Source organism: Alicyclobacillus vulcanalis, assembly GCF_900156755.1.
GTDB classification, from domain to species: domain Bacteria; phylum Bacillota; class Bacilli; order Alicyclobacillales; family Alicyclobacillaceae; genus Alicyclobacillus; species Alicyclobacillus vulcanalis.
In genome coordinates this window covers 13,601-37,937 of the sequence record NZ_FTOO01000004.1, presented here as the reverse complement: position 1 = coordinate 37,937, position 24,337 = coordinate 13,601, and the positions used below count along the sequence as shown (strand labels likewise).

Below are 24,337 nucleotides of genomic sequence, written 5' to 3'. Positions count from 1 at the left end.
CCCAAAGAAGGAGGATTCGCCTCTTGTACCATCTGTACGGTTACCGGCGATGCTCGACGTGTCGAAAGGCCCAGGCCTTTCTCGAGGGACTGGGCGCTCAGGTGACATTCCACGACGTGGTTGAACAGCCTCCCGACGTTTCCACGCTCCGGGCGTGGCTTGCTTCGATTGGAGGCGACATCCAGGTCCTCGTCAACACGCGGGGTGAGGTGTATCGCAAGCGAGGCCTGAAGGACGTGTCGTGGCCGGTCGACACGTGGCTCGAGGAGATGCACCGGGATGGGAAGCTGATCAGGCGCCCTGTGCTGGTGACACCGAGTGGGGACGTGATCGTCGGCTTTGATGAGACGTTGTACCGTCGCGCAGTCCGCGAGGAGCGGGTGCCATGAAGCGGCGTTTGTTTTACGGGCTTGAGCTGCCGGCAGCATGGAAGGATGCCCTCGCGGCGCGCTGCGAGCTTATCCGGCAGGAGGGACAGGTCGTCGCGCGCAATTGGTCGCGCAAGGACCTGTACCACCTGACCGTCTTGTTTCTCGGCGCCGTGGACGAGAGCCGGTGGGAGGACGTGTGCCAAGCGGGGGAGCGGGCTGCTTCCGCGCAGGCGCCGTTTCGCCTCACCACCGGACCGTTCGGGGCGTTTGCGCGATCCCGCGTATTCTGGCTCGGGCTCGATGACCTCGCGTCTCAAATGGAGGAACTCGCGGGGCTACACGAGCGCGTCGCGGCCGAGGTCCGCGCGGCCTTGCCGGACGTGACGATTGAGGAACGCCCGTATCGCCCGCACATCACGCTCGCTCGCGAACTTCGGCAGGGTGTCCGCGCCGCGTGGCCGGACGTCGCCATGGATCCTCCGTTGAGCCACGAGTTCACGGAACTCTGCCTGTTTGAATCCACGCGCGTCGGAGAGCAGCTCTGGTACCCGGTCCTCAAGCGCTTCCCATTTTGCGGCGCTTCCGCGCTTCGTACGCCAAAAGACCCAGGGCGTTGAGCATGAGGTCCAGGTGAATGGCCTGGGGCCGGAAGGCCGCAGGATCCAGGCCGAGCTCGCGCAAGCGCTCTCGAACGATCTCGGCCTGCGCCGCTTCGAGCGCTTCTGGCGACGGGTGCTCGTCGAACGTTCGCTCAATGAGCTCTCGAAATCGGTCGGCGTAGTACACGGTCTCCCGCAGAGCTTCGTCCTTGGGCGAGGGCCCAAAGTGCGCTTGATAAACGGTTTTCATCGGCAAGTCTGCAAACATTGCGCACGTCCGGTGAACCGCCTCCGGGTCAAAGTCCACCGGCGAGGTGGAAGGCATGACAAATTCGTACGGGAAGCCTGTGAAGCCTTTGACGAAGCGAAGCCCGGCGCTGTCTCCGGTAAAGATGCCGTTGGAGACGGGATCGGCGATGGCAAAGTGATGGCTCGCGTGTCCTGGCGCGTCCAGAAACAACAGTCGACGTTTGCCAATGGTCAGTTCACTTTCGTGGGGCATCGCCTGGACCTGTTCGGCAGGCACCGGTTCGAGCGGGCCAAACAGTTGGTCCAGCCGATCTCCATAGACCTCGCGGGCGCCCTGGTACAGTCGGGACGGATCGATCATGTGCCGTGCGCCGCGGGGATGGACAAGCAACTTGGCCTGCGGAGCGAGTTTCATGAACTGGCCCGCGCCTCCGGCGTGATCGAGGTGAATGTGCGTCACAGCCACGTAGGCGATGTCGCGTGGCTCGAGGCCGAGCGCCCGAAGCCCTGCCACGAGTGCGGCGTGGGAGCGGGCGGAACCGGTTTCAATGAGGAGCGGCTCGTCGCTTCGCACGAGGTAGGCGCACGTGCGGTAGCGCATGCCGAGCTCCATGAGGTCGATCATCCAGATGTCTTGCCCGATTTCCACGGGCTCTGGATACGATGCGTGCTGGCCTTCCATGGTCGTACCCCCCTAGCGCTTGTCTCGGCGGAATGGCCCGCCCGGTTTTCGCGATCGATCGTCGCGCCGTTTGGTGGCTGCCACCTCGCGGCTCGCCCGCCACGAGAGCGAGATGTGCCGATCGGCCTGATGGAACGAAGATGGCTCGCGCTCGCGGCGTTCCGCTTTGCGAAAAGGGCTCGTCCGCAGAGAGGACAGGCGCGCCACCGGCGCTCGCCCCTGTGTCCGCCGAGAGCGTTCGGAGGCAACCTGACGAGTCGCGCGTATCTCGTCGACCGAGATGATGTCGGCGAGCGTGTCCTCCTCGGGAAGTTCGAGCTCCGTCTCACGCGAGATGCTGAGCAAGATGCCCATGGCCGCGAGGTTCATGACGAGGTCTGTCCCGCCATAGCTGATGAAGGGCAATGGGATGCCGGTGACCGGCAACAGCCATGTGACGGCGCCGAGGTTAATCAGCGCCTGCACGATGATCGATGCGGTGAGGCCAATGGCCAACAAGGAGCCAAACCGATCGCGTGCGTACCTCGCGATATGGAAGCCACGCCAAATGACGACGGCGAAGATCGCCAAAAGTCCAAGGTCCCCGAGCCAGCCCCATTCTTCCGTGAAGACCGCAAAGATGAAGTCGGTGTAGGCTTCGGGAAGATAACCGGTTGCCGAGATGCTGGAGGCAAAGCCTCGCCCTGTGAGGCCTCCGTTGGCGATGGCCGTGAGGCCTTGAATCAGCTGGTAGCCAGACGACTTGGGATGTTGGAACGGGTGAAAGAACGCGACGAGACGGCTGGAGCGGTATTCCGCCATGCGCGCGCCCAAAAACCCGACCACCGCGGCGGTGCCCATGGTGAGCCCGAGCGGCTTCCCAGGGACCCCGGCCGCAAACTGAATCACCATGGCGGTCAGAAAAATGCAAAGCGCTGTGCCCATGTCGGGCTCGATGAAGACCAACAGAATGGTCACGCCCACCATGATTATGGCCGGACGGAAGGTCCTGCGGAGGTCGCGCAGCACGGGAAGCTTTCTCGTCAAAAGGTACGATAAGTAGAGCACGAGGGCCATCAGGGCGATTTCCGACGGCTGCACGTGGACGCTCGAGGTGCCGATCCACCGCGTAGCCCCGAGGCTCCTGTGCCCGATGCCTGGGACCATGACCACCAGCAACAGGCCAAGCGCCGCAATCATGATCTTCGGCGCATGCTGGTACCAGAAGTGATAGGGTATAAACGTGCAAGCCCCCATCGCGGCCAGGCCAAGAATGGCGGCCGCAAGCTGCCGGATGGCGAAGTGATCAGGAGCGAGTCCTTGGTGAATGTCATAGACCATGCTCGCGGAGTACACCGTCAGCACGCCGATGCCCGTCAACATGAGGACCGCGATGAAAAGCACGTAGTCTGGTTGATGACGCTCGGTCCGCACGTTCACACCCCGCCCTCGCTCGTTCCGTTAACTCCTCATTCGACAGCTTACGGCCATTCCCTTCCCAAAGGCAAGCACACGTCACCACCAATGAATGCCGATGGCCGTGATTCCAAGGATGGCCGCGAGCGGAATGGCGAGATGCCACGGTCCGCCCGGGCCTCCTGGCGGCCCGTACGGGCTTTGCGGCGGTCCCGGTGGCATGCCCTGCGGACCCGGGCCGAACAGGCCACGCGCATGTTCCAAGGGCTCGACGGGCGCATCTGCGCGCACCGCGTTTTGCAGAATGAGGTGATGTCGCGTCACGTGCACCACCACGCCTTGAAAGGCGCCATAGCGGGTGTGACAGTGGACATGGTGGCCCACGAATCCGCGAACATCGCGAAGCGTAAGCATAGGTGAACGCCTCCTTTTCACCCTAGGTTACGGATCAGCGGCGCCATTTGGCTGGGCGCACGCACAGTCGAGCCGGTGCGAACCCTTTCAACTCGGCGACGAAGCGGAGTGAGTGCGAATGAGGACGGATGGCGCGCGCCGCGTTCGGATTCTGGCGCACCGAGGTGCAAGCCTCGAGGCGCCTCAGAACACGCTTCCTGCGTTTCACCTTGCAGTCCGCCAAGGGGCCGACGCCATCGAGACGGACGTCCACTGGACGAAGGACCGGGAGATCGTCATCTGCCACGATCACCGAATCGACGCGGTCTCCGACGGCCGCGGCGAGATCGCCGAGATGACCTATGAAGAGCTTTTGCGCTACGACTTTGGCTATTGGTTTACGGCCGACGGCGGGCGGACGTATCCGTACCGCGGCCGCGGTGTGCGCATACTTACGCTGCGTGAGGCTCTGCGAGCCTTTCCTAGCATCCACTTCAACATCGACTTGAAACCGAAACGCCCCCACGTCGGTCTATTTCTTCGGGCGCTTGAGGAGGAAGACGCTCTTGCGCGAGTGACTCTAGCCTCGTTTCACCATCGGACGCTTGCGGAGGCTCGTGCGAGGTGTCCGCGGTTGAGAACGAGTGCCTCTCCGCAGGAAGTCGCGCGCGTATTGGCCATGGTGCGCGCCGGATGGAGACCTCGGGCCGGTGTGAAGCCGTCCTATCAAGCTCTGCAGGTCCCCTATCGTCGATACGGGTTGACCGTCGTCACGAGGCGTTTTGTCGAGGCGGCACATCAAATGGGCGTCGAGGTGGACGTATGGACGGTGGACGATCCGGCGGAGATGCTGGCGCTCGTTCGCCAGGGCGTGGACGGCATTGTCACAAATTCGCCGCAGATCTTGCAAAAGCTCCTGCTGGAACTGGAACAATAATCGTGACATGATGGGGTTGTTTGTACGGGAGGAGGGTGGCGCGTGGAGTCGGTTCGGCGTGAATGGAAGTATTTCGACGTCACGGTCGTCGTGGTCCTGGCTCTGCTTGCCGTATACGCTTGCCTGGCCATCCATGCGGCCACAGCGGGCAATCACAGCGCCAATGTCCCGTCCCACGTCATGAGCAAGCAAATCGCATACGAAGTGCTGGGATTTGTCGCGCTCTTTGCCGGCGCGTGGATGGATTATCGGTGGCTTCGGAAGGCGCACTGGTGGCTGTGGGGCATTTCCTGCTTTCTGCTCGTCGCCGTCTTTGCCTTTCCGGCGACCATGGGCGCACATTCGTGGATTTCGTTTCACTCGTTCTCCTTTCAGCCGTCCGAGCTCGCCAAGGTCGCGATCGTCGTGTGGCTGGCCAAGTATATGTCCGACGTGGAGGAGGCCGAAATTCCCGACTACCGCCTGCGCAAGCAGTGGATTTTTCTCCCCATCGTCCTGGTTCCGTTTGCGCTCACCTTTAAGGAGCCGGCGCTTGGACAGGCTCTCGTCATGATCGCCATTTTCCTGACGATGTACAGCGTCTTTGCGCGCCGGGGCCCGTACGCGGTCCTGATGTTCTTCGTCTTCGCGGTGATCGCGCTTGGCGTCATGGCGACCACGGTGTTCACGAAGCAGACGCTTGCGTTTGTCGACCTGCTGATGAAGCACCGGATTCTGAAAGGGTATCAGGCGTACCGCATCCTGACCTGGGTGGATCCAAACTTCAGCCAAGACAAGTACGGCTACAATATTCACATGGCCCAGACGGCCATCGGAAGCGGCCAACTGTTCGGCGAAGGGTACGGCAGAGGCGTGCTCACCTCGGGAGGCTGGGTGCCGAACCAGTGGACGGACTACATCTTCTCCGCCATCGGCGAGGAGTTCGGTTTTGTCGGATCGGCCCTTCTGGTCCTTCTCTTTTTGGTTTTGTGTCATCGGCTCATTCGGATCGCGCAAACGACGAGCGATCCGTTTGGCATGTACATCGCCGTCGGCATCGTCGGCATGTTTGCGTTCCAGGTGTTTGAGAACATTGGCGCGGACATGTACATGAGCCCGTCGACGGGGATCACGCTGCCGTTCATCAGTTACGGAGGCACGTCGCTGCTCGTCAACTACTTCGCCGTGGGCGTCGTGTTGAGCGTCGGCCTGAGGCGCAGGCGCGCTCGCCTCCAGACCCAATTTGAGACCAGCAAGGGGCGATTGGCGTGACATTTCGCTTGGCAGATCGGATCGAGCGCCTGCCGGAGCAGTTTTTCTCCGGGCTGACGAGGCGCGTGGCCGCGTTTCAGCAGGCAGGGTATGACGTCATCAACCTCGGGCAGGGCAATCCAGACTTGCCCACACCCCCGCACATCGTGGAAGCGCTGCGGGAGGCGGCGCTGGATCCTGTGACGCATCGGTATCCGCCGTTTCGCGGTTTGCCTGAACTCAAGGAAGCGGCGGCGGCGTTCTATCAGCGCACGTACGGCGTCTCGCTCGATCCGGAGCGGGAAGTTGCGATTCTCGTAGGCGGTAAGACGGGGCTTGTCGAAATGGCGGAGCTGTACCTCGAGCCAGGCGACGTGGCGCTCGTGCCGGATCCAGGATATCCGGATTATCTCAGCGGAATCGCGCTCGCGGGCGCAAAGCCTCACCCGCTCCCCATCACGGCCCAAAATGGCTACCTGCCCGACCTCGAATCGGTCCCAGAGTCCGTGTGGAAGCGGGCCAAGCTGTGGTATCTCAACTACCCCAATAATCCCACCGGCGCCGGGACCACGTCTGAATTCTTCGATCGCGCCATCGAGAAGGCGCGCGATCACGGCGTGATCGTCGTGCACGATTTCGCGTACGGCGCCATCGGCTACGACGATCACCGCCCGCCCTCATTTTTGCAGCGGCCGGGCGCGAAAGAGGTCGGGATCGAAATTTACACGCTCAGCAAGACGTTCAACATGGCGGGGTGGCGCGTGGCTTTTGCCGCAGGCCATCCGGAGATCATCGAGCATATCAACCTGATTCAGGACCACTACTACGTGTCGATTTTCGCGGCCGTCCAGCGCGCCTCGGTCGCAGCGCTTCGCGGTCCGGCCGAGGACATCGAAGCGCTGCGCCAGACCTACCAACGCCGCCGCGATGCCTTTCTCGGAGCACTGAGGTCGGCGGGGGTAGAGGCGCCGCCGCCGCAAGGCTCGTTCTTCTGCTGGATCCCGATTCCTTCGGGCCACTCGTCCGTGTCCTTTGCGGAGGCGCTCTTGGAGGAGGAGCATGTCGCCGTCGCGCCCGGCCGGGGATTTGGCGAGCACGGGGAAGGGCACGTGCGCGTGGGTCTGCTCGCGCCAGAAGGCCGCCTCATCGAGGCGGCCGAACGGATGGCGCGCTTCTTTGCCAAACGAAGCTAGGGGCGCTCCGGTCCCTCGCCAGGCTGTGAGTGGCTGCGAAACTTGTCCGCGAGTTGGATCAGCCACAGGTGGTGGTAGGGCTCCTGGTACAGCACCGGTTCGATCCTCCGGTCGGCCGGCCCGAGCTTGTACATCCAGATGGTGGTCTGCTGACGAATCCCCTCGTGCACGCGGATCCCAAGGTGGATGGAGTCCCGGTAACCGTCCTTGTACGCGATGGCGCCCAGTTGCCCGTGCAGCTCCGCCACCATGGGGCGATACCGGGGATTTCGCAGGACGGGCGCGTCAAACCAGGGCGTATAGCCTTGCGCGTCCGTCTTAAACCGCTGTTCCGTTTCAATGAGCACCACTTCCGCGTTCTGCAAGGGCTGTTTGGTGCGCCCGTCGATCACGCGAATGCGGAGCTTCGCGGTCTTGCGCGTGTACCCCCAGGACTCGGGACCTGCAGGCTGGTTGTTGTTCGGCGCAGGGGCCGTCGCACCAGACTTCGGGGCGGCGGGCTTGGGGTCCGCGGGCTTGGGATCTGCGGGCTTGGGTTCGGTCGCGGCCTTCGGCTTCGCTGCGCCGGAATGCCCAGCACTCGGCGGTTTGGCTGGTTTCCTTTCACCCGCAGGCTGGCCCGGGTTTGCCCCTGCGCCCGATTTCTGCCGCGCAGGCCCGCCGTTTGGCGGCGGCGCTTGCGGTTTCGTTCCTGATCCCGTTCCGGCGCGCTCTTCCATCGGCTCGATCTCGACCGGTGCCATCGCCGCCACGGCGCCGTGCAGGGCGCGAGCATGAGCATGCTTCGCGGCAAAGAACGGCGGATCGGTCGGGATGGCCATCGCGATGGCGGTGGCCAAAAGCGATGCGAGCATCACGCTTCGCTTCGACGGATATCGGTTCACGGCGTATCCCTCGTTTCTCAAACGATAATGGCCCGCGGTGGCACGCCCTTACGGCAGGCGCATCAGTGCCCGGTTTTGGTAGTAGAACTGCAGAATCTGCAGGTAGTTCTGGCCGCGCCTCGCCCAGTATTCCGACCCCCATTGGGCCATCTTCTGTGCGTTTCGGTACTGCCAGTTCGGGTCATTTTCATAGCCGGCGGAATAATTGAGTTCGACGATCTCGCCGTTCGGCTTGGTGTACGCGAGCTTCTCAATGGCCTGAAAGGCCGCGTTGGTCGTCGGCTGACTCGACATCTCCTGAAAGTGCTGGAAATTGGTCGTGTTGTCCACGTCGAACGTGAAGCCGTCGATGGTCACTGGGTGAAGGTGGTGATACCAAGCGAACATCTTCACCGCCATGGCGCCGGCCTTCAGAGATTCTGGGTGCCAGCTCGGAAACCATTCGTTCGGCAAGACGTCCTCACAATACGTTTTGAATGGAACGGCCTCGACGTAGATGATTCGACCGCGGGGATCCGGTTCGCCGCTCGCATTGTTTTCGCGAATGGCGACACGGATGACGGATGGAGGTGGCGTGTTGTAAATCGTCTGAGCCGCCTCCACGCGGGACGGCGCACAGACAGGAGCCAGTGACGCCAAGGTACCGCTCAAAACAAGCAAGCCAACGTTCCGTTTCAATCTCGTCATGACCTGTCCCCTCGCGAGATGTGGTCGTTTGTCTTACTTTTCCCTGGCGCGCGCTATCCATGCGCATGATGGATGTGTGACACATGCCGGCGCAGCGGGTACAATGAGTGCTTAGGATTCCACCATTCGGACACCACTGCGCCGAAGCCAAGGGGAGGATGTGCGATGCAAAAACTGGGTCTCACGGGCCAGTCCAAGCAACCTCACGCGTCGGACGATCAAATGAAGGGTATCTCGGCCGTGCTGATGGACGGCGACGAGATTTTCATCGATAACAACGCGATACACGCCAAAAGTCGAGTGGAGATCGGCGTCAAGTTTGTCGGATCGCTCGAAGAAGTGCCCCATCCCAGGCGGGTCGTTGGGCTGTGGGTGAGCCTCAAACGGTTTGAGGGGGGCATGGGTTACAACGGTGTTCATGCGTTCGAAATGTGGATTGACAGCGAGGCGCAGCTTGGGTACAAGAAACTCGCGGATCACGTGAACGCCATGGACAAAGCCGTGAAGGGCAAAGTGGATCTCAGCCTGCTCAGCCCTGATGAGGTGCAGAAGTTCGCCACGTTCCTGCAAAGCATTCGACCGGATTTGTGGGAAAACGCGTCACCGGCGTTCCGAGAAGCCTTCTCCGCTGTGTGAGGCGGCTGGCCGCGGTCCGCTTGACCCAAGGAGGGATGTCTTCCTGTGAATCAGAACGAGACACCGCTGTTTGATGCACTTTTGCGACACGTGGCGCGCAACCCGCGCCAATTTCACATCCCGGGACACAAGAAGGGCCGCGGCATGGACAGCCGCTTCCGCGCATTCGTGGGCGACAATGCGCTCGCGCTCGATCTGATTAACATCGCGCCCCTGGATGATCTGCACCATCCAACGGGCGCCATTAAACAGGCTCAGGAGTTGGCGGCGGAGGCGTTCGGGGCCGACTACACGTTTTTCTCCGTGCAGGGCACGTCCACGGCCATCATGACCATGGTGATGGCCACCGTGGGCCCCGGCGATAAAATCCTCGTGCCGCGGAATGTGCACAAGTCCGTGTTGACGGCGATCATCCTGGCGGACGCGACGCCCGTGTTTCTCCATCCCGAGGTCGACCGAGAGTTCGGCATTTCGCATGGACTCTCGGTGGAGACCGTGTCAAAGGCTTTGGAAGACCACCCGGACGCCCGGGCGCTCGTGGTCATTAACCCCACGTATTTCGGGATTGCGGCCGACCTGGAGCGCATTGTCGAAGTTGCACACAGCGTCGGCGTGCCTGTCCTCGTCGACGAGGCGCACGGCGTCCACATCGGTTTCCACCCCGAGCTCCCGCTCTCCGCGATGCAGGCGGGGGCCGACATGGCCGCCACAAGCGTGCACAAGCTCGGCGGTTCCATGACGGGATCGAGCGTGCTCAACGTGCGCGAGGGCATGATTGATCCGCGCCACGTGCAGGTGGTCCTGAGCATGCTCACCACCACGTCGACATCGTATCTTCTGCTCGCGTCCCTGGACGTGGCGCGCAAGGAGCTCGCCATTCACGGGCGGGAGCGGCTGGACTACGCCATCGCCCTCGCCAACAGGGCGCGTCGGTCCATCCAAGCCATTCCCGGGCTGCGGTGCCTCGATGAACGCCAGCTCGTCTCGAGTGCCACCTACGCGCTCGATCCGACCAAACTCACCATCTCGGTGCGCGATCTCGGCCTCACGGGGTACGACGTGGAGCGGATTCTGCGCGAGGAGTACAATATTGAGGTCGAACTGAGCGACTTGTACAACATCCTCTGTATCATCTCTTGGGGCGATACAGAAGAAGATATCGAAGCGCTCGTCGAGGCACTCGAGGCCATCGCCAGTCACTACGGCCAGGGTGCGGCTCGGGAGCATCAACCCGTCACATTGCCTTCCATGCCCGAGCTGAAGATGACGCCTCGCTCCGCGTTCTACGCGCCGACGGAGGTCGTGCCGCTCCAGAAGGCCGTGGGCCGGACCATGGCGGAGATGGTCATGGTATATCCCCCGGGCATTCCCATCCTCTTGCCTGGGGAAGTCATCACGCAGGATAATATCGACTATATCGAAGCCAATCTGCGGGCCGGGTTGCCTGTGCAGGGCCCGGACGATCCGGAGATTCGGATGATCAAGGTCGTTCGCGAGTAAACCTTGCGATCGAGTGAGGAGGATTTGAGATGGCGCTTGAAGTTGGCGTGAAGGCGCCCGAGTTTTCGGCGGAATCCGACGCGGGCGATGTGGTCAAGTTGTCGGACCTGCGTGGAAAGGTCGTCGTGCTGTATTTCTACCCCAAAGACGACACGCCCGGCTGCACCCAGGAAGCTTGTGCGTTTCGCGACCTTAAGTCGCGGTTTGAGGAAGCCGGCGCCGTCATCTACGGGGTGTCCCGCGACGACGTGAAGTCGCACGTGAAGTTCCGGGACAAGCACGGTCTCAACTTCCCCCTGCTTTCGGACCCCGAGGGAGCGGTCTGCCAGGCGTACGACGTGCTGAAGGAAAAGAACATGTATGGCCGCAAAACCATCGGCATCGAGCGGACGACGTACGTGATCGATCGCGACGGCACCATCGCGGCCGTGTTTCCGAAGGTGAAAGTCGATGGGCACGCCGACGAGGTGCTCGCCAAGGTTCGGGAAATTGCGGGCTGAAACCAGACGCGACACGGCGTATAATAGAAGCTGGAAAGGGAGGCGATGACGATGATCACGCTGACCGAGCAGGCGGCAGAGCGCGTGCGCGCCCTTCTCGCCGCGCAGGAGGCCGGTGAGGACGCGCTTCGCATCTACACCAAGCCAGGCGGTTGCACGGGTTTCACGTACGGGCTCGCTCTCGACAACGAGAAGCCGGGCGACGTGGTGAGCGTGCAACACGGCGTCAAGCTCGTCTGCGACCCCGAGAGCCTCGAGCTCATCGATGGCTCCGAAATTGACTATGTGGACGATCTCACGGGCCAGGGTTTCAAAATCAATAACCCGAATGCCACGCAGATGTGCGGGTGCGGTTCCAGCTTTAGGACCGCGACGCACGCGGGGCAGCCGGGATCGTGCAATTGAATGGGGACGGGCCGGCCGAATCTGCGTTTCGGTCGGCCCGTTGCCGTATCGGCCGACGTTTGGAGGGCGCCACGTGTTCGAGAAAGTCCTGAAAGACCCCGTTCACGACGAGATTCTGTTCGATGACCCGCTTCTCTGGGCCTTGGTCAATGTGCCCGCGTTTCAGCGCCTGCGGCGCATTCGCCAGCTCGGCACCTCGTTTCTCACGTTCCACGGAGCGGAGCACTCGCGCTTCGCCCATTCGCTAGGGGCGTATGAGACCATGCGGCGCGTGCTCCACCACCTGCAGCGCGACTCCGGTTGGCCGACGGATCACCGCGAAATCCGGCTCGCCTTGGCAGCCGCCCTGTTGCACGACATCGGGCATGGGCCCTTCTCGCACACGTTTGAGTCGGTTCTTGGCGTGCAGCACGAAGAGTGGACGTACCGCATCATCCTGGAGGATGAGCAGCTTCGCGCCGTGCTGGACGGCGTGGACGACCAGTTTGCGCTCGATCTCGTCCGCATCCTTCGCCGCGAGAACGCCTATCCCGCGGTCGAGTCACTGATCTCGAGCCAGCTCGACGTCGATCGCATGGACTATATGCTGCGGGACGCCGAAGCGACGGGGGTGTCGTACGGGCTGTTTGAGCTCGCGCGGCTTGTCCGGTCCCTGACCTACTGGGACGGGCAAATCTACGTCAAGCGGCAGAATCTTCACACCGTCGAACAGTACCTCCTGGCGCGATACTTTATGTACGTCCAGGTGTACCTGCACCCCGTGACCGTCGGCAGCGATGTCCTGGTGGAAAACATTTTGGTCCGAGCGAAGGACCTCATTGCGCAGGGCGAGCCTATCGACATGCCTGAGCCCCTTCGGCGGGTGTTGCAAGGCGACATGGCGGACGTGTCGTGGTACATTCGGCTGGACGAGTCCGTCCTTTTGTACGCGTTTCACACCTTCGCCGAGCACGCCGATCCCATTCTGCGCGACCTCGCCGAGCGCTTCCTCCACCGGCGCCTGTTCGCGCCTGTGGTTCGCCAGGGATCGACGCCGATTGACGATCTCGCCTTCCTGCGCACCACGGCGAAGGCCATGGGGTTCCACCCCGACTACTACGTCTCGCTGCGCGCCTGCAAGATCCCTGGGTATGACGTGATCGGCCAGGGCCTGCTCCTGCGCGACGCGAGCGGACGCGTCGAGGACCTCAGCCAGGCTTCCAAGTTGATTCGCACGCTCGTGCCCAGCCGGGAAGAGCGGCTCTTCTTGCCGAAGGAAATGCTCGATCCCGAGCATCCGCTGTCCGCGCGCGTCCGATCCATCGCCTATTCGGCGTCCTGACGGGACCGCCTCCGCAGCCAGAACCAGGCGACGGCCGCGACGAGAATGGCTGCGCCGACGTAGGTGAAGGGCTTGACGTGATCGGCAAGAATCTGCCAGTTCCGGTTCAGCTGGTAGCCGCCATAGACCAGCGCGAGGTTCCACACGAGCGAGCCGAACAGGCTGAAGACGATGAACCGAGCAAGCGACATGCGGGCAAATCCCGCGGGCAGGGACACGAACGTGCGCACGGCGGGAATCATCCGGCCGAAAAACACCGTCGCTTCGCCGAATCGGCCGAACCAACGTTCCGCTCGGTCGAGGTGCCTGGCGCTCAAACCCACGTAGCGACCGTAGCGCAACACGAACGCGCGGCCCGCGTAGCTTCCGATGGCGTAGGCAATGAGGCTGCCGACGAGGTTGGCCACCGTCGCCACGATCACGGCGGGCCAAAAGCCGATGAGGTGGCGCGAGGCGAGGAACCCTGCGAGAGGCATCACGACCTCGGAAGGAATGGGAATGCAGCAGCTTTCGAGGGCCATCAGCAGGAAAATGCCGAGGAGGCCGTGGTGAATCACCAAGGCAGTCAGGTGCGACACAGTCATCCTCCGTTCTTTCATCGCTCATAGCAGAACCTGTACCTCATGGTACATGGTTTCCGACACAACTCAAGGACGAAAGACGGCGCGTTTGAGTTCAGCGAGGCTTGTCCGCGCGCAGAACGGATCATCCGTTCTGCGCAGCGTGTCCTAACCGTGCGAGCGCTTCGCGCATGGGCATTCCCTCGCGAATGCCGAGCGCTTCCGCGGCCTGGGTCTGGCTCTCCACGCGAGCCTCCAGCAGTTGCTCGAGCGTCCGCACCCCCGTCGCGCGCATCGCGATCACGTTTCGTTCCGCAAGTTTCGTTCGAAGCAGATGAACGTCCAGGGCGCCGCACATCGCGTATCCGACGGCGTTTGTGACGACGAGAAGCGTCGTTTTCGGCAAGTCGACCTGCACAAAGGTGAACGGATACCCTTCGACCCAAATCGGCTCCACGCGCACCATTCCGGTCTCTCCCTTCTTCACTCCTCTGCATCGTATGAGCCGAAACTGCCAAGGGTGCGCTCCCCTTGTCCAATCGAGGTTGTGGTATGATGATTGGCGGTGTGACATCAGGCGCAGAAAGGGGAACCATCCATGCATCCACACGTCGAAGTGCTGCGCGAACTCTGCGACGCACACGGGATCTCTGGCTATGAATCGGGCGTGCGCAAGCTGTTCGAGGAACGCCTCCGGCCGCTTTCCGAGGAGATTTTGCGCGATCGGACGGGTGGCGTCGTTGGGCGCAAAACGGGCGATCCAAACGGCCCCAAGGTGCTCGTCGCGGGCCACCTTGATGAAATCGGATTCATGGTGACGCACATCACCTCCGAGGGCTTCCTCAAGTTTCAGCCCATCGGCGGATGGTGGTCGCAGGTGGTGCTTGCGCAGCGGGTGATTGTCCAGACGCGCAAAGGGCCGCTTCTCGGGGTGACGGGCTCGAAGCCGCCGCACATCCTGTCGGCGGACGAGAGGAAGAAGGTCGTGGAGCTCAAGGACGTGTTTGTCGACATCGGGGCCACCAGCAAGGAACACGCCGAAGAGATGGGTGTGCGCCCCGGAGACGCCATCGTCCCGTATTCTCCCTTTACGCAGATGGGCAATCCCAAAATGTACGTATCCAAGGCCCTCGACAACCGTTTGGGCTCCGCGACGGCGCTCTGCGTCTTGAAGGAACTCCAGGGTGCGGCGCACCCCAACATCGTGTTCGCCGGAGCCACGGCTCAGGAAGAGGTCGGCCTGCGCGGCGCGAAGACGCTTGTCCATCTCGTCGATCCCGACATCGCCATTTCCGTGGACGTCGGCGTCGCTGGCGACGTGCCCGGAATCGACGCGGGGGAGCGTCAGCACCTTGGCGATGCGGGGAAGGGACCTCTCCTTATGATCTACGACCACTCGATGATCCCGAACAATCGCTTCCGGGACTTCGTGCTCGACATCGCGGCATCGGAAAACATTCCCGTGCAGTTGAGCAGTCTGGCCGGCGGCGGGACCGACGCAGGCTCGTTCCACCTGCACGGCATCGGCGTGCCGAGCGTCAACATCGGCTTCGCGACGCGCTACATCCACAGCCACAACGGCGTCGTGCACGAAGACGATTATCTGCAGGCCATCCAGCTCGTCACCGCGATGGTGAAGGCGCTGGACAGGGATATGGTCAGCGAAATTCAAGCGTGGTAAAGTGAAGAGTGGACAGTTTGCGAGGCGCCGGTGATCGGCGCCTCGACGCTCGAGGAGGCCCCTGAATGCCCGATCTTCTGCATTTTTTGCAGGGCTTGTGGGGAAATACCGCGCTGATGGCGGCGCTCACCGCTATCGTGGTGACCCAGATCTTGAAAGTTCCCATTCACTTCGTCGCGACGCGGGCCTGGGACTGGAGCCGCGTGTTCGGCGCAGGCGGCATGCCGAGCTCCCACTCGGCCGGCGTCGTCGCACTTGCGAGCGCGCTGTGGTTCGTCGTTGGCCCGACTTCTCCGATTTTCGCCGTCGCGGTGGTCTTCGCCGCGATCGTCATGTACGATGCAGGCGGCATTCGGCGCCATGCGGGTGAGCACGCCGTTTTGCTCAATCGCATCGCGATGGAGTTTTCACAGCGTTCGGAGTCGGCCGTCTCGGGACAGCCGGAAGGTGAGCGGCTCAAAGAAATTCTGGGACACGAGCCGGCAGAAATCATTGTGGGTGGCCTGATCGGCCTCGTGATCGGGATCGCGTTTGGCAGGTGGTGGTGACGTGCAGGGCGAGTGGTTTACGCCGGCAAAGCATTTGACGTTCGATTGTGCCCTGCGTGACCCGGAACCGCACTCCGTGCTCGTGTTTGCGAGGCTCTTCGACGGCTGCCTCTGGGTATGTCACCGCGCAAGGGGATGGGAATTGCCGGGGGGCAAGGTGGAACGGGGCGAGGCGCCTGACGAGGCAGCCTCGCGAGAAGTGTTTGAGGAGTCGGGCGCGCTTGTCGACGGCCTCACCTGGATTGCGCAGTACGCCATCGTCCTGCGCGACGGGCGCGAGGTGAGCAAGTGGGTGTACGTCGCCGACGTGATCGACGTGAAGGCCCGGCCACGAACCTCGGAGACGACCGCCGTGCGGCTCGTGCCGTGGGCGATCGGGCGTCAAGCCTTTGCTGAAGATGAACAAAGCCCCATTGTGAAAGATGACGTGTTTGCGACGCTGTTCGCGCGAGTGGCCTCGCTCTGTCAAGGGAGATGAGACGGTGTTTCTCACGAAGGATCATAAGCGGCAAATCGAGGATTGGCTCGGGGCGCTCCAGGAGAGGGCGGCCTTTCTCCAGCGACTCGCCGAGCGGCAGGATGCCTGGGAGCATGAATTCTCCTTGCGGCTCGCCGCCGAGCGCGCGCTGTGGACCAGTGTGGAATACGTCACCGACATCGCGTCGCTCATCATCGACGCGCTCGTCATGCGCGATCCCGGCGGCTACGCCGACATCGTCAAAGTCCTCGTCGAGGAACAGGTCCTCGACGCTTCGTGGTTCGGCGCGTTCACCGGCGCCATCGACTTCCGGTCCCGCCTTCTGCGCGATCACGCCCGCATCACCTCACTGGACGTGCGCGAGGCGGTATCGCGGTATGCGAATCTGTTCAACCCCTTCATTGTGCAGATTCGCGAGTTTTTACGAAGCAACTAGACGTCGTCGAGATCGTCCGGGATATAGACGGTCACCCGGCAGTTGCGCTTCACCCCAAACTGCAAGGCATGTTTTCGCGACGGCATGAGCACGTCGATGTGATGCCCTCGAATCGCACCTCCCGTGTCCTCCGCGATTCGCCAGCCCACGCCTTCGATGTACAGCAGGCTGCCATACGGAATGACCGCCGGATCGACCGCGACCGTGCGCCCGATCACGGCGGGCCGCCCGGTGCTCGTCACGCCAAAGCCTGGGTCACCCGGATCTTTGCCGGTTGAGAACCGATCCAGATTGTACGCCGTGACGAGAAACGTATCCGTGACCTTGCGGCACCGGCGCACGTCATAACTCCGCCCGAACACCGTGATGGCCTTCGGCTCGGCCCGCCAAGACGTGGATTCGCTGTGCGTCACGGCGCGAACGTGACGCTCTACTGGCGTTCCCCGCGCCGGAGCGGCGTTTGAGCACCAAGAAGCGGCCGCACAGACCAGTGTGAGGCACATACCTATGCATCGGGAACTGTTCATGGTTGTAACATGTGCGCGGAAGAGAAAATTATGCAAAGGAAGTGGGGGGCAAGAAAAGTTAGTCCACGAACCTGCCCGGCCAGCTCCGCTTGGTCGCCTGGCCGGGCGGTAGGGCGTGATCAGGTGTACATCTGTCGAACGGCAGACAAATGGCGATACCAGTACGATCCCGGCCGAACACTGAGGAAGCCGACGCGTCCCAGCCCGCCGCCACACTGAATCATCTCGCCGTTGCCGGCGTAGATGCCCACGTGTTCACCGTCATTGAAGATGAGCAAATCGCCGGGCTTGAGATCGCTAAACGGCACGCGCCAGCCGACCTCGAGATACTGCAGGCGCGATGACGTCGTGAACTTGTACCCGAGTGCATGGTGATACACGTATTCGACGAAGTTGGAGCAGTCAAAGCCGTACTGGCCCCGATCTTCGTTGTGACCCCAGATGTAGGGTGTGCCAATTTTGCTTTCGGCAACTTCGAGCACAGCCTGGGTCTTTTGCTGGTAGGACGCGGATTCCGAAGCAATGGGTTGGATGTAGGGGTCGAGGTGCACCCCTGGAGGCAGCGCGGTCTGCGCGAATGCGGTGCAGCCACCCGCGGTCAACGTGGCGATGGTCGCGGCGGTCGCGGCAACAGCTCCGAGAGACATTCGTTTAGGCAGCATGCTTCTCCTCCTGTAGCCTCCGAGGTTAGTTGACGGGTTCGGGTGGAAGAGTCCCCCTATGCGCCGTATGCGCAATTCACCCCTGGGCCTGGTGGGCCCGACGCTCCCCCGTACCTGCTCTCCGCAGGATTCGGCGTGATGTTGGTGGAATTGGTGCACTGAAAGCGTAACAGGAAGCGCAAGCTCATTCACTACAAGAATGATGGTTGTCCCGGTGATGAACTGGATCGAGAGGAATTCAAGCAGTTGATTTCGAGGATTCGCGGGCCCATTTCATCGTTTCTATAAAGGAAAAATAAGAAATCCAACGACGTGGAGCCGAGAGGCACGGATGCGGGACCCTGGCTGGGTGCCTCTGAGTTTCAGGACAATGCCGCATGGGAATCCGCCCAGGCTTTCGCGGGTCAGCGTCCGAAGGGGCAGATGGCGTAGCTGTCGATGCGGAAATGAAAAGCGCCCCGGTCATGCCGGGGCGCGGCGGCTCTGAGTGGTTGTTCAGGCACGCCTTCTTACGCGTTGGTTCCTGTGGACGTCGAGGTCGGCTGTGCGCCAGGCATGTGGGCGCCCGACGGCCGCGGTAGCGTCCCATTCACCCAGTCAGAAATCCAAGTGTCGAGGTGCGATTCCAAGGTCTGGGCCCGTGATGATGTGATCTTCCCGTCCGCGACGGCTTTCTGCACGTCTTGTTCAGCGGCTTGCTCCAAGTCTGAAACAAGCGTGGAGGTCGAAACGCCCTGAGATGCAGCCAATTCGGCCAACGTCTTTCCATCCCGGAGGTCCTGGATGAGCGTCGACGTCGAGAGGTTTAAATCTTTTGCAGCCACTGACAACAGGTCGCGGCGCGCGAAGTCCCAGCCCCTCGGGCGTACCTTGTCCCAGCCCTTCGGCACTTCACCCTTGACGAACGCTTGAATTGCCGTGTCCAACCGCGACTCCAACCGAGACGCCTGCTGTGCGGTAAGCGAACCTTGAGCGACATCCGCCTGTACGTCCGAAGCCAATTTGTTCTCGAGGTCCGACGTCAGCGTCGACGTCGACACGCCTTGTGCCGACGCGATCTCGGCGAGTGTCTTCCCACTCCGCAACTGTTCCCGAAGTTGTGCCGGCGTCAGCTTCAGATCTTGTGCGGCTGTGGAGAAGAGATCTTTGCGGAGTTCCAGCAAAAGTTTGCGATGCGCGTCCGGTCTCTCGTGCTGCGCCTCACCAGACGATGTCTGAGAGGCCTGGTCGACAGCGGCAAACGCCACCCCACCGCAAGCGAGAAACGTGGAGACGAGGGCCACCGAACCTACCAAGGTCTTGGTCTGTGGAATCCGTGCCAAGTTGACCACCTCCGTACCGAAGTTGGATTGAACCGGTACGTCGATAGCCTAACAAACGAGCCTTGAAAAGCCCTTGAACCCATGAGCCTCGGGAGCGAACCCGAATGGTGTCCACATTCGTCCAGCTTAACTGACCCACCACGGGTCCCGAACGCACGATTGGAGCACGAGCTCCAGCTGTTGGGACGAGACGCGGTAAGCGACGTTCTTTTTGCGCTTGTGCCGAACCAATTGAACCATACCGTCCCCGTAAAGATACGCGGTGAACTCAAACATGCGCTTGCCTTCTTTGACACGGATGAAAATCGGATTATAGTTGAGTTCAGGGACCAAGCCCCGTTCGAACAAAAAATCCGCCTGGTTAAACGCATTGAGAAATCGGTCGCGATCCCGTCCGCGAAGCTCCGTTCCGTACACATTCACCGATGTGACCCGGGAAGTGTCGAACGTCGGGTGGACGGAGAGCGATGAAACAAGTCGATTCACCCATATGCTGGGTGGCGTGAGCACAAAGGCTAAGATGGGGAACACGACGGCGGCAGCGTAGACAATCCAGTGCGGAATGGATGGCAACCCGGATCTCCCCTTGTTGAATACTCGCCTTGAGGATATTATAGCGCTCGGGGCGCGGCCATTTGTATTCAATTTGCGGGGAGGCTCGCTCGCCTTTGTGACGTTTTCCGGAGATTTTCATAGGTCAAGAGAGTTGACATCTTGGCTGGAATCATTGTAGAGTATAGCTGCGTTTTCTGTGATGGATATGCGGAAGTAGCTCAGGGGTAGAGCATCGCCTTGCCAAGGCGAGGGCCGCGGGTTCGAATCCCGTCTTCCGCTCCAGCGGGAGGGGAGGGCATACCTCTCCTCCGTCGTTGTATCTGTGGAGAGGTGGGCGAGTGGTTGAAGTCAGCGGTCTTGAAAACCGCCGTGTCCGCAAGGGCACCGTGGGTTCGAATCCCACCCTCTCCGCCAATGCTTCCTGAAATGGCGAGGGCTTTGAGCCCTCGCCATTTTTGCTTCATGCAGCTCTCTAGCTTCTACCCATCGCTCTTTCCATCGCTCTTTGCGAGTTTGGGGTGGACGAAAATGAGGTCACTATACGGAGTGTCTGCCTGATCGAATCTGTAGGCTACCGAGGCAAGCGTCGCATCCGAAACTGCCCCGTCGGCTCCCCGGCGGGGTGGTTCGTCATGAACAAGTCTGAGACAGCGTGGAGGGCAATGCAAGGTGGGCGGGATTTGAAGCTCACGCGCGGCAACGTGGGGATGATAGGACTCAAAGCGATATCGAAGGATGGATATCCAGCCATTCGTCATCGGAAATCGGGCGCCTCGAATCAGATGAGATGTGCTTGGTGGGAAATGGATAGGTACACCGAGATGTTCGATACATATGTACGCCTTATGGAGAATAGTGAAGTTGTTGGTCTTGAATTTCGAGCGGGTAACAATGCGACTTCATTTTTAAGCCAGTGACGTAAAAAATGACTTGAAATCGCCAGGTTCACCGAAGTAGAGAGCCATAGCAATCAAGCATGTGGCCCTTCCCACAATGGAAGGATGCCTTTCCGAGCCCAAAATTTCAATTATTCTGTGTCTACCCTCTCCACTTCAACCTCCACTTCAACCACGTGTCGCACATCCGGCATATGAGTTGTGTCCGATATCATGTGTAAACCGCCATGCCCGGTTGAGCACAACAGGCGGATGAAAATTGGCGGGCCTCTATTTTCTCATCAAAAAGAGTTCCTGCCGAAAACATAAAGAGCCATTCGGGCCCTCTTCGGTAGAATGTGAGTTGGACAAAAATCACACATCTCAAGGAGGGTTCCCCAATGGCTCAATACCAGATTACCGTGGACGACGCGATTTTGGAAGGTTGAAGAGCAGTTGAAGGCCGCACCCTACGAGCGTACATAGAAGCAAAGGGGTTACCGCAATGGCGCCGTCACGCGCGCTCACCACACGGGTGGGACGGCTCGTGTTACGTGTGCCGAGGGTTCGAAATGGCGAATTCTCAACCCAGCTTTTTGCTCGGTATCAGCGTAGCGAGCAAGCCTTCCTCCTCGCCTGGATGGAGATGGTGGTGAACGGCGTGTCCACCCGAGATGTGGCCAAAGTCACGGAGCAGTTGTGTGGCACGTCCTTTTCGAAATTGACGGTTTCGGACCTGTGCAAACGCCTTGATCTATCGTCCAAGCGTGGAACCACCGAAGCCTCGCCGAGCACCGCTATCCATTTCTGCTCGTCGATGCTCTGGTCCTCCGGATTCGGGAAGACGGACGCATTCGTTCACGAGCGGCCTTGATCGCCGTGGGTGTGAATGACGAGGGATATCGTGAGATTCTTGGGCTGATGCTTGGGAATAGCGAATCAGAATCGAGTTGGCGGGAATTTTTCGCTTGGCTGAAGCAACGCGGTTTGAGCGGTGTCGACATCGTTGTGTCCGACAGTCACAGCGGACTCGTCAAGGCACTTCAGACCGAATTTCAGGGCTGCACGTGGCAACGGTGCCAGACCCACTTCATGCGCAATCTCTTGGACGCCACACCCAAGGCGGTGCAGGAGGAGGTCTACCAACAGGTTCGCGCGGTCCTGGATGCGCCTGACCTGAAGACTGCACGGTTGCTCAAAGATGCGTTTGTCGAGGCCTACGCAGAGAAGGCACCGAAGGCGGTGCAGGTGTTGGAGAATGGGTTTGATGATGTAACCGCCGTTTTGGTCCTACCTGAGCGATATCGGCGGCGCTTACGCACCACCAACGATGTCGAACGGCTCAACGAAGAAATTCGGCGTCGCGAGCGCGTCATTCGGATCTTTCCCAACCGGGAATCGGCAATCCGGCTGCTGGGGCGTTACTGATGGAAATTGATGAAGAATGGACGACAGGGCGGAAATATCTCAACATGGACGAGTATGAGGCATGAAAGAAGGCGCAACAGGCCTGGAGAGAATCAGTTCAGGCTTGTGCAGCAACGGCCTAAGTGCTCACCGCTCCATTCGCCGAAGAGGGCAATTTTGATGAGAAAATAGGAGCTGGGATGAGAGCGCTTCGTCGTTTGTGACTGGTTTTTGGGCAATAGGATGCCCGGGGACATGACATCATCCAATTTGAGGGATTATGCCGTGGTTCCCTCAGGAGTTGTGATCGTGTAGCCTTGTTTTTGAAGACGCCGAATCATCCACTCTTCCGTGGACACGGTCTTACGCTTCTCAAAGTAATCGTAGCCAAGGTCCTTGTACGATTCACCTGTCTTGAGTATGTGGTACGCAATGACGAGGATCTTGTGTGCCACAACAATGGCCGCTCGTTTTTTCCTTTTCGTCCTGAAATCAACCAGAACTTTGCGCTTAGAAACGTGCGCGTCCTCGCCGCAGCCCATGCGGCTTCGACGAGTGCAGTTTTGAGACTTTGATTCCCAGCCGTGATACTCACTCGTTTCTTTTTCCCAGCACTCTCATGGTTCCCGGGACTGATCCCCGCCCACGATGAAAGGTGAAGCTCTGAAGGAAACACGGACATGTCGACGCCGATTTCAGCGAGAATCACTTTCGCCACTTGGGCTCCGACGCCTGGAATGGTCTCTAAAAGCTCTTGTTCTTTTTGATAGGGAGCAAAGTACTGCTCCATCTCGGCTTCCAAATCCGCAATGCTCCTCTCGAGAAACTCGAGATGCTCGAGAGAGCGCTGAATCATTCTGCGGTGATGCATGGTGACTCGGCCGTTTAGAGCTTGGATGAGCTCGGGGATTTTGGCCCGTAACCGTCCCTTGGCCAGTTCCGCGAGCTGTTCAGGCACGATGACTTCACCATTCACCAATGCATGGAGCATCAGACGACCCGACTTGCCAAATACGTCACTCATGAAGGTGGAAATCTTGATATTCGCGTCTTCAAGGACCTTGAGGATTCGATTACGTTCCGATGTTTGGTATCCCTTCAGCTTCCGTTGGTATCGAGTCAAGTCCCGTAGTTCTCGAATTTCACGCGGAGCCACAAAACTTGGGGATACCAATCCGCAGCGATGGAGCTCGGCAATCCATTGTGCGTCCCTCTTATCGGTCTTCCGTCCAGGAAGATTCTTGATGTGCGCCGCGTTGGCTAAGGTAATCTGACAAGTCGACTCCAACACGTTGAACACAGGTTTCCAGTATGAACCGGTGCTCTCCATAGCAACTTCGGTACAGCCAAGCTCGGCAAGCCAATCTGAAAGTTGGAGTAAGCCAGATAACACAGTCGAGAATTCTCGGATTAACATCTGTGGTTTCTCATCCAGGGGCCCTTTGAGCACGCAGGCGACGACATGGGCTTGGTGGACGTCCAAGCCTGCACAGCACTCACGAATGGCGTCCAAGATCCTCATCCTTTCCAAGCAGGGCACAACCGCCTGATTCAAGGAAATTTGATGGACGTGCTCGTAGCACATTCCTTTGTACTCAAAGGCGGCTGTGGCTAGTTTACACAGCGGGGTCGATCCCCCAAAAAATCAATAGCCTTTCTGTCCTGCTTGATGGGATCGTGCACCTTGAACGCCGCGAAGTAAACACGAGCATCGATATTTTCATGTTCCTCTTGTGCCCAACCGGGCATGGCGGTTTACACACAATCTCGGACTTGACCTAGTCGAGGGGTTTACACACAATCTCGGACTTGACCTAGTCGAGGGGTTTGCAGAATGACTTCTGCACGCGAATTGAACACTTATGTAGCGTTTCCTGACAACCAGACGAGTCGCTATAAACAGTAAGATAGATGTTAGAAATTGAATCTGCAAAAGCCTCAGTTAAATGCTTGTTGCTCGCGTATGCTGTCCAGCATAGATTTTAACTCATCCACCTGCGTTTGATTCGAACATTTGACTATGAGTATATAGAGAGCGTTAAACTTAATCCTAACAATGTTGTGTTTTTTATACTCAATAACTTTTATTCTCGATGTGACATCAAACCGAGCTTTTCGAATATAAAATCTCGACATAGAAATCTCGATATCTATCGTCTTGGAATAGAAATAAAGAAATAAAATACTAAAGAAAGACATGGATACGGAGTAATAAAACAAAAAACCAAAATTTCTCTCTCTTATTGAATCTATAGCAACAAATACAGAACTAGCACAGATTGATAAATATAAAAATTTTATTCT

26 protein-coding genes, 2 tRNA genes, 1 pseudogene and 1 riboswitch are annotated in these 24,337 nt (G+C 59.8%); of the genes and pseudogenes, 17 read left to right on the top strand and 12 right to left on the bottom strand.

Going from position 1 to position 24,337, the window contains the following annotated elements; translation table 11 throughout:
* Positions 1-23 precede the first annotated feature (23 nt).
* Both BW934_RS05870 and thpR read left to right on the top strand, forming a co-directional pair.
* On the top strand, positions 24-389 hold the full coding sequence (locus BW934_RS05870; RefSeq protein WP_076346091.1) for an arsenate reductase family protein: 366 nt from the start codon (positions 24-26) through the stop codon (positions 387-389).
* Positions 386-988, top strand: a complete 603-nt coding sequence (gene thpR, locus BW934_RS05865; protein WP_076346089.1) for an RNA 2',3'-cyclic phosphodiesterase — start codon at positions 386-388, stop codon at positions 986-988. The genes BW934_RS05870 and thpR overlap by 4 nt, the downstream gene beginning before the upstream one ends.
* Here the strand turns inward: thpR and BW934_RS05860 are convergent.
* The 3 genes from BW934_RS05860 to BW934_RS05850 form a co-directional block, all read right to left on the bottom strand.
* A complete protein-coding gene (locus BW934_RS05860) occupies positions 927-1,901 on the bottom strand; it encodes an MBL fold metallo-hydrolase (protein WP_076346087.1) in 975 nt (324 codons plus the stop codon). The two genes, thpR and BW934_RS05860, sit on opposite strands and share 62 nt — an antisense overlap.
* 12 nt (positions 1,902-1,913) lie before the next feature.
* The gene (ftsW, locus tag BW934_RS05855; protein ID WP_076346085.1) at positions 1,914-3,320 is read right to left on the bottom strand and encodes a putative lipid II flippase FtsW; all 1,407 of its coding nucleotides are present in this window, start codon (positions 3,318-3,320) and stop codon (positions 1,914-1,916) included.
* A 75-nt stretch (positions 3,321-3,395) separates the two neighbouring features.
* On the bottom strand, positions 3,396-3,710 hold the full coding sequence (locus tag BW934_RS05850) for a hypothetical protein (RefSeq protein WP_076346083.1): 315 nt from the start codon (positions 3,708-3,710) through the stop codon (positions 3,396-3,398).
* A gap of 118 nt (positions 3,711-3,828) precedes the next feature.
* Between BW934_RS05850 and BW934_RS05845 the strand changes: the two genes are divergently transcribed.
* Genes BW934_RS05845 through BW934_RS05835 form a run of 3 tightly spaced genes read left to right on the top strand, consistent with a single transcriptional unit; the run spans position 3,829 to position 7,049 of the window.
* Positions 3,829-4,626 (top strand): glycerophosphodiester phosphodiesterase family protein, encoded by a 798-nt coding sequence (locus BW934_RS05845; protein WP_076346081.1) that lies wholly within the window; start codon positions 3,829-3,831, stop codon positions 4,624-4,626.
* Positions 4,627-4,668: 42 nt separating this feature from the next.
* On the top strand, positions 4,669-5,877 hold the full coding sequence (locus BW934_RS05840; RefSeq protein ID WP_076346079.1) for an FtsW/RodA/SpoVE family cell cycle protein: 1,209 nt from the start codon (positions 4,669-4,671) through the stop codon (positions 5,875-5,877).
* Positions 5,874-7,049 (top strand): pyridoxal phosphate-dependent aminotransferase, encoded by a 1,176-nt coding sequence (locus BW934_RS05835; protein WP_076346077.1) that lies wholly within the window; start codon positions 5,874-5,876, stop codon positions 7,047-7,049. Before BW934_RS05840 ends, BW934_RS05835 begins: the two co-directional genes overlap by 4 nt.
* Here the strand turns inward: BW934_RS05835 and BW934_RS05830 are convergent.
* Complete coding sequence (locus BW934_RS05830) at positions 7,046-7,933, bottom strand: hypothetical protein (RefSeq protein WP_076346075.1); 888 nt, start codon at positions 7,931-7,933, stop codon at positions 7,046-7,048. The genes BW934_RS05835 and BW934_RS05830 overlap by 4 nt on opposite strands.
* A 48-nt stretch (positions 7,934-7,981) precedes the next feature.
* A complete protein-coding gene (locus tag BW934_RS05825; RefSeq protein ID WP_076346073.1) occupies positions 7,982-8,620 on the bottom strand; it encodes a SpoIID/LytB domain-containing protein in 639 nt (212 codons plus the stop codon).
* Between the two features lie 165 nt (positions 8,621-8,785).
* On the opposite strand from BW934_RS05825, the gene BW934_RS05820 reads away from it, so the two are divergent.
* From BW934_RS05820 to BW934_RS05800, 5 genes are all read left to right on the top strand, one after another.
* The gene (locus BW934_RS05820; protein ID WP_076346071.1) at positions 8,786-9,256 is read left to right on the top strand and encodes a YwhD family protein; all 471 of its coding nucleotides are present in this window, start codon (positions 8,786-8,788) and stop codon (positions 9,254-9,256) included.
* Between the two features lie 45 nt (positions 9,257-9,301).
* Positions 9,302-10,756, top strand: a complete 1,455-nt coding sequence (locus BW934_RS05815) for an aminotransferase class I/II-fold pyridoxal phosphate-dependent enzyme (protein WP_076346069.1) — start codon at positions 9,302-9,304, stop codon at positions 10,754-10,756.
* Positions 10,757-10,785: 29 nt separating this feature from the next.
* Positions 10,786-11,256 carry a thioredoxin-dependent thiol peroxidase gene (bcp, locus tag BW934_RS05810; RefSeq protein ID WP_076346067.1) on the top strand — a complete coding sequence of 157 codons (471 nt, stop codon included), beginning with the start codon at positions 10,786-10,788 and terminating at the stop codon, positions 11,254-11,256.
* Between the two features lie 51 nt (positions 11,257-11,307).
* Positions 11,308-11,661, top strand: coding sequence for a HesB/IscA family protein (locus tag BW934_RS05805; protein WP_076346065.1), 354 nt, complete (start codon positions 11,308-11,310; stop codon positions 11,659-11,661).
* A 73-nt stretch (positions 11,662-11,734) separates the two neighbouring features.
* The gene (locus tag BW934_RS05800; RefSeq protein WP_076346438.1) at positions 11,735-12,982 is read left to right on the top strand and encodes an HD domain-containing protein; all 1,248 of its coding nucleotides are present in this window, start codon (positions 11,735-11,737) and stop codon (positions 12,980-12,982) included.
* Here the strand turns inward: BW934_RS05800 and BW934_RS05795 are convergent.
* Together BW934_RS05795 and BW934_RS05790 are read right to left on the bottom strand one after the other, a co-directional pair.
* Complete coding sequence (locus BW934_RS05795) at positions 12,967-13,566, bottom strand: DedA family protein (protein WP_234969622.1); 600 nt, start codon at positions 13,564-13,566, stop codon at positions 12,967-12,969. The genes BW934_RS05800 and BW934_RS05795 overlap by 16 nt on opposite strands.
* 121 nt (positions 13,567-13,687) lie before the next feature.
* On the bottom strand, positions 13,688-14,008 hold the full coding sequence (locus BW934_RS05790) for a YunC family protein (protein ID WP_076346061.1): 321 nt from the start codon (positions 14,006-14,008) through the stop codon (positions 13,688-13,690).
* A 132-nt stretch (positions 14,009-14,140) separates the two neighbouring features.
* Here BW934_RS05790 and BW934_RS05785 point away from each other — a divergent pair, with 132 nt between their 5' ends.
* From BW934_RS05785 to BW934_RS05770, 4 genes are all read left to right on the top strand, one after another.
* Positions 14,141-15,223 (top strand): M42 family metallopeptidase, encoded by a 1,083-nt coding sequence (locus BW934_RS05785; RefSeq protein ID WP_076346059.1) that lies wholly within the window; start codon positions 14,141-14,143, stop codon positions 15,221-15,223.
* Between the two features lie 65 nt (positions 15,224-15,288).
* Complete coding sequence (locus tag BW934_RS05780) at positions 15,289-15,771, top strand: divergent PAP2 family protein (RefSeq protein ID WP_076346057.1); 483 nt, start codon at positions 15,289-15,291, stop codon at positions 15,769-15,771.
* A 1-nt stretch (position 15,772) separates the two neighbouring features.
* Positions 15,773-16,249, top strand: a complete 477-nt coding sequence (locus BW934_RS05775) for an NUDIX domain-containing protein (RefSeq protein ID WP_076346055.1) — start codon at positions 15,773-15,775, stop codon at positions 16,247-16,249.
* Positions 16,250-16,253: 4 nt separating this feature from the next.
* Positions 16,254-16,685: a DUF86 domain-containing protein gene (locus tag BW934_RS05770; protein ID WP_076346053.1), complete on the top strand. Its 432-nt coding sequence runs from the start codon at positions 16,254-16,256 to the stop codon at positions 16,683-16,685.
* Here the strand turns inward: BW934_RS05770 and BW934_RS05765 are convergent.
* From BW934_RS05765 to BW934_RS05750, 4 genes are all read right to left on the bottom strand, one after another.
* Positions 16,682-17,098 (bottom strand): 3D domain-containing protein, encoded by a 417-nt coding sequence (locus BW934_RS05765; RefSeq protein ID WP_076346051.1) that lies wholly within the window; start codon positions 17,096-17,098, stop codon positions 16,682-16,684. The genes BW934_RS05770 and BW934_RS05765 overlap by 4 nt on opposite strands.
* Before the next feature lie 233 nt (positions 17,099-17,331).
* Entirely contained in the window at positions 17,332-17,874 is a 543-nt protein-coding gene (locus BW934_RS05760; protein WP_076346049.1) for a C40 family peptidase, read from the bottom strand.
* A riboswitch (cyclic di-AMP (ydaO/yuaA leader) is annotated at positions 17,874-18,020 on the bottom strand. (Overlaps the previous gene by 1 nt.)
* A 363-nt stretch (positions 18,021-18,383) precedes the next feature.
* A complete protein-coding gene (locus BW934_RS05755) occupies positions 18,384-19,196 on the bottom strand; it encodes a hypothetical protein (protein ID WP_076346047.1) in 813 nt (270 codons plus the stop codon).
* Between the two features lie 126 nt (positions 19,197-19,322).
* A complete protein-coding gene (locus BW934_RS05750; protein ID WP_076346045.1) occupies positions 19,323-19,769 on the bottom strand; it encodes a YfmQ family protein in 447 nt (148 codons plus the stop codon).
* A 189-nt stretch (positions 19,770-19,958) separates the two neighbouring features.
* Here BW934_RS05750 and BW934_RS05745 point away from each other — a divergent pair.
* The 3 genes and pseudogenes from BW934_RS05745 to BW934_RS05730 form a co-directional block, all read left to right on the top strand.
* A tRNA-Gly gene (locus BW934_RS05745) sits at positions 19,959-20,033 on the top strand.
* Between the two features lie 42 nt (positions 20,034-20,075).
* Positions 20,076-20,165, top strand: a tRNA-Ser gene (locus BW934_RS05740).
* A gap of 911 nt (positions 20,166-21,076) precedes the next feature.
* Positions 21,077-22,119: pseudogene (locus tag BW934_RS05730) on the top strand (IS256 family transposase); the annotation flags it as partial.
* A gap of 251 nt (positions 22,120-22,370) precedes the next feature.
* Here the strand turns inward: BW934_RS05730 and BW934_RS05725 are convergent.
* The gene (locus BW934_RS05725) at positions 22,371-23,546 is read right to left on the bottom strand and encodes an IS110 family RNA-guided transposase (protein ID WP_234969618.1); all 1,176 of its coding nucleotides are present in this window, start codon (positions 23,544-23,546) and stop codon (positions 22,371-22,373) included.
* Positions 23,547-24,337 lie beyond the last annotated feature (791 nt).